8 protein-coding genes and 1 tRNA gene are annotated in these 8,742 nt (G+C 43.6%); 6 read left to right on the plus strand and 3 right to left on the minus strand.

Annotated elements, in window-relative coordinates; all coding sequences use genetic code 11:
- Positions 1-30 precede the first annotated feature (30 nt).
- A complete protein-coding gene (locus tag AB4405_RS04335; protein WP_102469745.1) occupies positions 31-1,425 on the plus strand; it encodes a replicative DNA helicase in 1,395 nt (464 codons plus the stop codon).
- Positions 1,426-1,443: 18 nt separating this feature from the next.
- The gene (gene alr / locus AB4405_RS04340; protein ID WP_198593071.1) at positions 1,444-2,526 is read left to right on the plus strand and encodes an alanine racemase; all 1,083 of its coding nucleotides are present in this window, start codon (positions 1,444-1,446) and stop codon (positions 2,524-2,526) included.
- Between the two features lie 90 nt (positions 2,527-2,616).
- Here the strand turns inward: alr and AB4405_RS04345 are convergent, their stop codons facing one another.
- Positions 2,617-3,039, minus strand: a complete 423-nt coding sequence (locus AB4405_RS04345; protein WP_102469747.1) for a secondary thiamine-phosphate synthase enzyme YjbQ — start codon at positions 3,037-3,039, stop codon at positions 2,617-2,619.
- A 302-nt stretch (positions 3,040-3,341) separates the two neighbouring features.
- On the opposite strand from AB4405_RS04345, the gene pgi reads away from it, so the two are divergent.
- Positions 3,342-4,994 carry a glucose-6-phosphate isomerase gene (gene pgi / locus AB4405_RS04350; RefSeq protein ID WP_372059788.1) on the plus strand — a complete coding sequence of 551 codons (1,653 nt, stop codon included), beginning with the start codon at positions 3,342-3,344 and terminating at the stop codon, positions 4,992-4,994.
- Between the two features lie 85 nt (positions 4,995-5,079).
- Here pgi and AB4405_RS04355 read toward each other — a convergent pair whose 3' ends face one another.
- On the minus strand, positions 5,080-5,553 hold the full coding sequence (locus tag AB4405_RS04355) for an RDD family protein (RefSeq protein WP_102469749.1): 474 nt from the start codon (positions 5,551-5,553) through the stop codon (positions 5,080-5,082).
- A 193-nt stretch (positions 5,554-5,746) separates the two neighbouring features.
- On the opposite strand from AB4405_RS04355, the gene AB4405_RS04360 reads away from it, so the two are divergent.
- Both AB4405_RS04360 and AB4405_RS04365 read left to right on the plus strand, forming a co-directional pair.
- Positions 5,747-5,831 (plus strand) — tRNA-Leu (locus AB4405_RS04360).
- Positions 5,832-5,997: 166 nt separating this feature from the next.
- The gene (locus tag AB4405_RS04365; protein WP_248639046.1) at positions 5,998-7,245 is read left to right on the plus strand and encodes a tyrosine-type recombinase/integrase; all 1,248 of its coding nucleotides are present in this window, start codon (positions 5,998-6,000) and stop codon (positions 7,243-7,245) included.
- Between the two features lie 185 nt (positions 7,246-7,430).
- Here the strand turns inward: AB4405_RS04365 and AB4405_RS04370 are convergent, their stop codons facing one another.
- Positions 7,431-8,027 (minus strand): hypothetical protein, encoded by a 597-nt coding sequence (locus AB4405_RS04370; RefSeq protein WP_372059789.1) that lies wholly within the window; start codon positions 8,025-8,027, stop codon positions 7,431-7,433.
- 169 nt (positions 8,028-8,196) lie between these two features.
- Here AB4405_RS04370 and AB4405_RS04375 point away from each other — a divergent pair.
- A partial coding sequence (locus tag AB4405_RS04375) for a LysR family transcriptional regulator (RefSeq protein ID WP_372059790.1) occupies positions 8,197-8,742 on the plus strand: 546 nt, incomplete at its 3' end.

Consider the following 8,742-nt stretch of genomic DNA (forward strand, 5'->3'; position numbering starts at 1 on the left):
ACCGGTCTTAGTGTGTTGTTGAGTAAAGTCATGGCGGATATCCGAAATCAGAATGGTAAAGATGCTCAGGTGGAGGCGCTTAAGCTTCCTCCTCATTCATTGGAAGCAGAGCAATCAGTGCTGGGCGGTTTGTTATTAGATAACGAACGCTGGGACACGGTGTCTGAGCGTGTGGTGAGCAAAGATTTTTATAGCCGACCTCACCGCTTGATTTTTGATGGTATCAAGGCGCTGTTAGAAGAAACGCAACCACTAGACTTGATTACGCTTTCTGAATTCTTAGAGGTGCGTGAGCAACTTGAAGATGTTGGCGGTTTTGCTTACCTTGCTGATTTGGCTAAAAATACGCCGAGTGCAGCGAACATCAATGCGTATGCCGATATCGTGGCAGAGCGTGCGCTCGTTCGAAATCTTATTGGCGTGGCAAATGAGATTGCTGATGCAGGTTATGACCCGCAAGGGCGTAGCTCAGAAGACTTACTCGACTTAGCAGAAAGTAAAGTCTTTGCGATCGCTGAAGACAGAACAAACGAGAACGAAGGCCCGCAAAACGTCGATAACATTCTCGAGAAGACATTAGAGCGTATCGAGATCTTGTACAAAACCCCGCAAGATGGTGTCACTGGGGTTAATACAGGTTACGACGATCTCAATAAAAAAACCGCAGGCCTACAAGGCTCTGATCTCATTATTGTTGCTGCACGTCCATCGATGGGTAAAACAACATTCGCGATGAACTTGTGTGAAAATGCGGCGATGTCGCAAGATAAGCCTGTGCTTATTTTCTCCCTAGAGATGCCCGCCGAACAAATCATGATGCGTATGTTGGCCTCGCTCTCTCGCGTTGATCAGACCAAGATTCGTACTGGACAGCTTGATGATGAAGATTGGGCCAAGATCTCAACATCCATGGGAATCCTCATGGAAAAGAAAAACATGTTTATCGATGATAGCTCAGGCCTGACGCCAACAGAAGTTCGCTCGCGAGCGAGACGTATTGCGCGTGAGAATGGCGGCTTAAGTCTTATCATGATCGATTACCTTCAATTAATGCGTGTGCCTTCATTATCTGAGAACCGTACCCTAGAGATTGCAGAAATCTCTCGCTCTCTTAAAGCACTAGCTAAAGAATTGAATGTCCCGGTTGTCGCACTATCTCAGCTAAACCGTTCCTTGGAGCAGCGAGCAGATAAACGCCCGGTGAACTCCGACTTGCGTGAATCAGGCTCGATAGAGCAAGATGCCGATCTGATCATGTTCATCTATCGTGATGAGGTGTACCACCCAGATAGTGCGCTAAAAGGGATTGCAGAAATTATTCTTGGTAAACAACGTAATGGACCGATTGGTTCTATTCGCTTGACGTTCCAAGGACAATATTCTCGCTTTGATAACTACGCAGGTCCTGCGTTTGATGAAGAGTAGAGCGACACTATGAGTTATATGAAAGCGGCAACAGCGCACATTGATTTATCGGCGCTGGTACATAACTTAGAGCGCATCAAACAGCAAGCGCCAAGCAGCAAAGTGATGTCTGTCGTTAAAGCGAATGGTTATGGTCATGGCTTGAAGCAAGTTGCGAAACATGCGAAAGGCGCCGACGCCTTTGGTGTCGCCCGAATTGAAGAAGCGTTGCAACTGCGAGCAAGTGGGGTAGTGAAACCTATCTTATTGCTAGAAGGATTTTATTCGCCTAGTGACCTGCCAGTGCTGGTGACGAACAACATTCAAACCGTCGTTCACTGTGATGAACAGCTTGAAGCCTTAGAGCAGGCCGAGCTAGAAACACCCGTGATGGTTTGGCTAAAAGTCGACAGCGGTATGCATCGACTTGGTGTGCGAGAAGAGCAATACAGTAATTTTGTGGCCCGACTACATGCGTGTGATAACGTGGCAAAGCCGCTTCGTTATATGAGCCACTTTGGCTGCGCCGATGAGCTTGAACAACCGATTACTCAACATCAAATGGATGTCTTTCTTTCATTAACAGAGGGTTGCAACGGCGAACGCTCGATGGCCGCATCAGCCGGTTTACTGGCCTGGAAAGATAGCCAACTTGATTGGGTTCGGCCGGGTATTATTATGTATGGCGTATCCCCATTTGGAGATAAAACAGCCCAAGAGCTTGGCTTTAAGCCTGTGATGACACTCAAGTCGCATTTGATTGCGGTTCGTGACGTTAAGCAGGGTGAAAGTGTCGGTTATGGCGCTAACTGGACCAGTCAGCGAGACACCAAGGTGGGTGTGATCGCGATAGGATACGGTGATGGCTATCCTAGAATGGCACCCAATGGCACGCCTGTTTGGGTCAATGGTCGCAAGGTTCCTATTGCTGGGCGTGTCTCCATGGATATGTTAACGGTCGATTTAGGGCCTGATGCCTCCGACTTCGTCGGTGATGAGGCAACGCTATGGGGAGAAGTCTTACCTTCCGAGGAAGTAGCCAAACACATCGGTACTATCGCTTACGAACTGGTTACTAAGCTCACATCTCGCGTTGAAATGAGTTATATCACCGCTAAGTAATGTAAGCCAACTGGTTGAAAAAACCGTTCAATCAGTATGCTATCTGTTTTTTTAATCCCTGCCTTTGCAGGGATTATTTCTGATTCAATATTAAATCTGGCCTTGTAAGGTCGCGATGATTCGCCTGTTACCACCACAGTTTCGGTGCTCGCCTAAGTAAATACCTTGCCATGTTCCTAAAGCTAAACGCCCATCACTAATTGGGATAGAGATACTGCTGCCAAGCAATGCACTTTTGATATGTGCTGGCATATCGTCGCTACCTTCATCGGTATGTTGATAATACGGTGCGTTCTCTGGGACAAAACGATTGAAATGGCTTTCCATGTCGGTTCGAACAGTTGGATCAGCATTTTCATTTAAGCTTAAACTTGCTGAGGTATGCTGAATGAACAGATGTAGCAAACCTACGGAGTAGTCCTGTATTTGGGGTAGCTGTTGTTTAATTTCATCAGTAATGAGATGGAAGCCTCGAGATTTTGCTTTGAGACGTAAGGTCTGTTGTTGCCACATAGGCTGTCCTGTGTATTATTGAGAATTGATAAGTCAGGTGTATACTGAAGTTGTTTATATTGTGAACCGTTACGTGACCTAACTCAAGGAGCGCGCAAGCGCTCTAGTACATAATACGGCCTGAAAGTTTATTACTAAATCAAAGCGTTGCTTTGAAACGGCACAGAAGATTTTTAACGTTGAGCGGTGCAGTTTTGCTCAGCGGTATTTAGAATTACACGTTTTATTATTCGCTAAACTGGAATTCCTTTTTCCTTGGGGGGAAACTGGATACATCCATCTGTCATATTGGGAACGAGACTATGTTGAAGAATATCAATCCAACGCAAACTGAAGCTTGGAAAGCACTGACCGCACATTTTGAATCTGCGCAGGACATGGATTTAAAAGCATTATTTGACAATGATGCTGATCGCTTCAATAAGTTTTCTACAAACTTTGGTGCCGATATCCTTGTTGATTACTCTAAGAACCTAATCAACGAAGAAACGATGAAGCACCTGTTTGCTTTAGCTAAAGACACTGAATTGAACACTGCCATCAAAGCGATGTTTGCCGGTGATACCATTAACCAGACTGAAGGCCGCTCTGTGCTTCATGTTGCGCTACGTAATCGCAGCAACACACCAATTATCGTTAATGGGCAAGATGTAATGCCTGCAGTTAATGCAGTACTTGAGAAGATGAAAGGCTTCTCTGAGCGTATTATCTCTGGCGACTGGAAAGGCTACACAGGTAAAGCGATCACGGATATCGTGAATATCGGTATCGGTGGTTCAGATCTTGGTCCATACATGGTGACAGAAGCATTATCGCCATACACAAACCATCTCAACATGCACTTTGTGTCTAACGTTGATGGTACGCATATCGCTGAAACGTTGAAGAAAGTAGATCCAGAAACCACGCTTTTCTTGGTGGCGTCTAAAACGTTTACGACACAAGAAACCATGACTAACGCGCATTCCGCTCGTGACTGGTTCTTGGCAACGGCTTCTGATGAGGCGCATGTTGCAAAACACTTTGCTGCACTTTCTACCAACGCAAAATCAGTATCAGAGTTTGGTATCGATACTGACAACATGTTTGAATTCTGGGATTGGGTCGGCGGTCGCTACTCACTATGGTCTGCGATTGGCCTATCCATCATCCTAGCGGTTGGATATGACAACTTTGTTGAGCTTCTAGCTGGCGCTCACGAGATGGATAATCACTTTGCTGAAACTGAGCTAGAAAGCAACATTCCAGTATTACTGGCACTTATCGGTATTTGGTACAACAACTTCCACGGCGCTGAGTCTGAGGCGATTCTTCCTTACGATCAATATATGCACCGTTTTGCTGCGTACTTCCAACAAGGTAACATGGAATCGAACGGTAAATTTACTGACCGTAATGGCGATGCAGTCGATTACCAAACCGGTCCTATTATCTGGGGTGAACCTGGTACCAATGGCCAGCACGCGTTCTATCAATTGATTCACCAAGGGACTAAGCTTATTCCTTGTGATTTCATCGCACCTGCGATTACGCACAACAAAGTAAGCGATCATCACCAGAAATTGATGTCTAACTTCTTCGCTCAAACAGAAGCGTTGGCGTTCGGTAAGTCTAAGGAAACCGTTGAAGCGGAATTCATTGCGGCGGGTAAAACCGCTGAAGAGGTCAAAGACTTGGTTCCATTTAAAGTCTTTGAGGGCAACCGCCCAACTAACTCTATCCTTGTTAAACAAATTACTCCGCGCACTCTGGGTAACCTGATTGCCATGTACGAGCATAAAATCTTTACTCAAGGTGTTATCTGGAACATCTTCAGCTTCGATCAGTGGGGTGTAGAATTAGGTAAGCAACTGGCGAACCAAATTCTACCTGAGCTTGCTGACAACAGCGATGTTCATTCACACGATAGCTCAACGAACGGTCTGATTAATGCGTTTAAAGCTTTTAAAGCATAGTCATTAGCATTCGTTAAAGAAAAAGGCTTACCGTTAGGTAAGCCTTTTTTGTGCGTATTAGGTATGGCTACTGGTTACTTATGATCTATTGAGCCTTGGGTAACACGACGACTTGGGTCTTGGCCCATATATCCTGAAAACCGCGTTTTTTCGTATCAAGAGGAACGGCAAGATTAGCCAGCCCAAATGCTGAGGTCCCTAATCTAATGAGTGCTTGAGTCACTGTAATACGACCCCCTTGTAAGTTTTGAACCTGCAACTTCCACGCTCTCATTCCTAATGTTTGCCCTGCTTTCGTCCAGAAATAAACAAAGAAATAGATCCAGACAAGCGCGAGATAAGCGGTATAAATCGGACTCCAGACAGGATGACGAGTCAATAGGTCGCTTACATCGCTGTAAGAGCCATAAGATAGCAGTCCAGCAGCAACGAGTGCTTCTAATATGGCGACAATAAGACCGCCTGCCATCATGACTAAGGCCAACACGACTAAACTGTCATAGAACAACGCGCCAAGCCGACGAAAGAGACCTGCAGGAGGAAGGGATTGTGTTTTCATTTTATCTACTTATTAATCATCAAATCTGCCCACAGAATAACGATTCTAAAGGGCTTGTGAAACCCTCGGTAGCTGAAATTCATCACGTTGTGACCAAAAAAACAGCAAACAAATGAATAATCAGCGTTTTGTTCTTGCACGGTAAGCAAGCTTACGTATAATGCCAAACATCAAAGGGCGATAGCCTAGAGATGCCGGTATGGTGAAATTGGTATACACGACGGATTCAAAATCCGTTGCCTTCGGGCGTGGCGGTTCAAGTCCGCCTACCGGTACCATATTTAAGAAGAAGGACGTCTACGGGCGTCCTTTTTTGTTATATATACCAAGGCATTCAGTCAATATGCCGTCCATGGACGTCTACCCTCATCTTGTGAAATCCAGCCTTTTATGTAACCCTCTATGTAACCCCAAGTAACCCTGAGTGTAGAGCGGAACTGAACTATGGCTAGGAAAGTAATCCCACTAACCAATACTCAAGTAAAACAAGCTAAGTCGAAAGAAAAAGAATATTCGCTCAATGATGGAGATGGTCTGTCTCTGCGAATTCGGCCAAGCGGTAGTAAATCTTGGTTTTTTACCTACCTTGTTCCTATTACTAAGAAACGCTTTAAAATTAGTTTTGGTAGTTACCCTGAAGTAACCCTAGCTCAAGCAAGAAAAAAACGTGATGAAGCGAGAGCACTGGTTGTTGATGGTATCGATCCTAAAGTACATAAGCTCACAGCAGAAACAGAAGAACTTGAAGCAATTGAAAATACCTTTGCCAAACAATCTGAACGTTGGCTTGAGCTGAAGAAGAAAAACACTCTAGAAAGCACGTACCTTAAGCGCAAACAGATGCTTGCTAAATATCTGTCCAATAAACTCGATCCTCTTCCATTAACTGATATTAAGCCTATGCTGGTGAAGAGCCTTCTTGATCCTATTGCTCGGGAAGGGAAGATTGAAACAGTAAAACGTCTATGTATCATTCTGAATGAAATAATGCGGCTGGGTGTTGCTTCTGGTGCAATTGAGTTTAATCCAATCTCAGACATTACAAAGCTTTATCCTAATAAGAAGGTTGTTCATAACCCTGCACTTACCCCTGAAGAGCTTCCTGAGCTCGTGAATGCCATAAAGGGGAGCAATACTAAGACTGTTACTCGCTGTTTAATTATGTGGCAACTGCACACTATGGTTCGCCCCGGTGAAGCTGCACGTGCTCGATGGTCAGAAGTCGATCTAGAAAACAGGGTATGGGTTATTCCTTCTGATACGATGAAGATGAAGAAAGAGCACCTTGTTCCCTTAACGGATCAAATGATCGAGATTCTAGAAGAAATTAAGCCTATATCCGGACATAGAGAATTCATTTTTCCAGCAGATAGAAAACCAAAAGATCATAGTAACCCTCAAACTGCTAATATGGCCCTAAAGCGTATGGGCTTTGAAGGAAGAACAACGGCTCATGGTTTACGCTCTCTTGCTAGTACAACTTTGAATGTTGAAGGTTTTAATCGTGATCTTATTGAAACTGCCCTTGCTCATGAAGAAGAAAATAAGATAAGAAAAGCTTATAACAGGGCTGATTATCTTGAGCCTCGCCGTCCGATGATGAGTTGGTGGAGTGAGAGAATTGAACGTTCGGAACATGGTGAAATGATGGAAGTCGGCTTTAGGGGACTCCGGATAGTTAATACAAGATAAGCTCAAGAGCTGCCAGCGGTACAAGCGCTTATTAAGCGCAACCTTCCATCCTGTATTGAACACTTCTCACCGCATGACCTTCGCCGGATTTTTATTAGTGGATGTAGTGAGGTGGGACAGAGAAAAGGGTAGGCCATCAGCTGCCGGGTAGTTGAGAGTCTACAACCACCGCTTTTATAATCTAATTAAAACTGACCGACAGCCTTCGGCTCTTCAGTATCTAACGATTGATTCTCATTCCTCATTTGTTCTATTGCTAACTGTAGCTCGTTAATCTCAGAATTTTTAACAATAATTTCTTTTGCATGTTTTGTTTCTAACTCTTCAACAAGTTTATCCAATCGCTCAATTTCTTGATTCATATTGTCAAACTTATCTTTAATCGACTCCGCTTGTTGAATCATGTGCACGTCATTTTCCGACCTATTCAATAGATTCTCAACTACGTTTTTTATTGATGAATTACGCTTTTTTGACATTAACTCTACTAATGAGTATGTCTCGTTTGATATAGATACAGACTTTGGTTTTACCTTCTTCCTTGCTACTTTCGTTCGCCATGCACTTCGAGCACTTCTCAATAGTTCTCGATGGGATATATCACTAACACTCAAACCTTTAAGGAACTCCTGCGCACTCGTTCCTTCTAACCACGTTCTAGCAACATCAACCCCATATACGCCAGAGAGCCCTTTGGCCTTTTTTAGCAAGTATCCCTTAGCCCACTGCTCTTGAGTCTTAGATTTGGTTAACCAAGATTGTAAGTCATCTTTACCATTCATACTCATTCCTCAATTATTCATATCACATCATCTTAACTTACTTAAGAAATTTTAACGTGACAGCATCACCAGATTTGTCGAGTACCACTTTAAATACCATGTAAAATACGTAGTATTCGATCTCTATTTAATACCTATTACCAATCCCTTATATTACTGGGTTCATCTAATGAACAGCCTCAAATTGATACTAAACTTCTTACTAAGTCTTGATAATAATTCCAACGTCACAACCTTAACACCTGAAGCTAAAATGGTTTGGATTAAGCTGCTTCTATACTCAAACACCTCCGCCTTTGAGCTAAAGAACACAACTAAGGAAATAAGGCTTTCATTGGGGCTAAGCCAGAGCACGTTAAGTAAAGCCATCGAGGAACTTGAGTGTGGAGAACTTCTGGTAAGGAGGGATAGGAAGACCCCAAAGGGTAGTCACAGTTATCATTATAAAGTAACGCCACCTATCGATAGAGTTAACAACATCGATAAAAGCTCACCATTTTGCAAACTAGCACCTCAAATCATATCGGGCACAAATTTTCCAAGCAAAATCAACCTCGCTAATAGATTAGTTTTATTATTGCTAATCTATTACTCTGATGACTTTGGCTACATTGATACACTCAGTAGAAAAAAGATTGGAAGACTCGCAGGAATGAGCCCGGTTCGAGTAAGGAGCCATCAAAAAAAATTATATAATTTTGGCTTTCTAGATTTA

The sequence above is a fragment of the Vibrio sp. 10N.261.51.F12 genome (assembly GCF_041471725.1).
GTDB lineage: Bacteria > Pseudomonadota > Gammaproteobacteria > Enterobacterales > Vibrionaceae > Vibrio.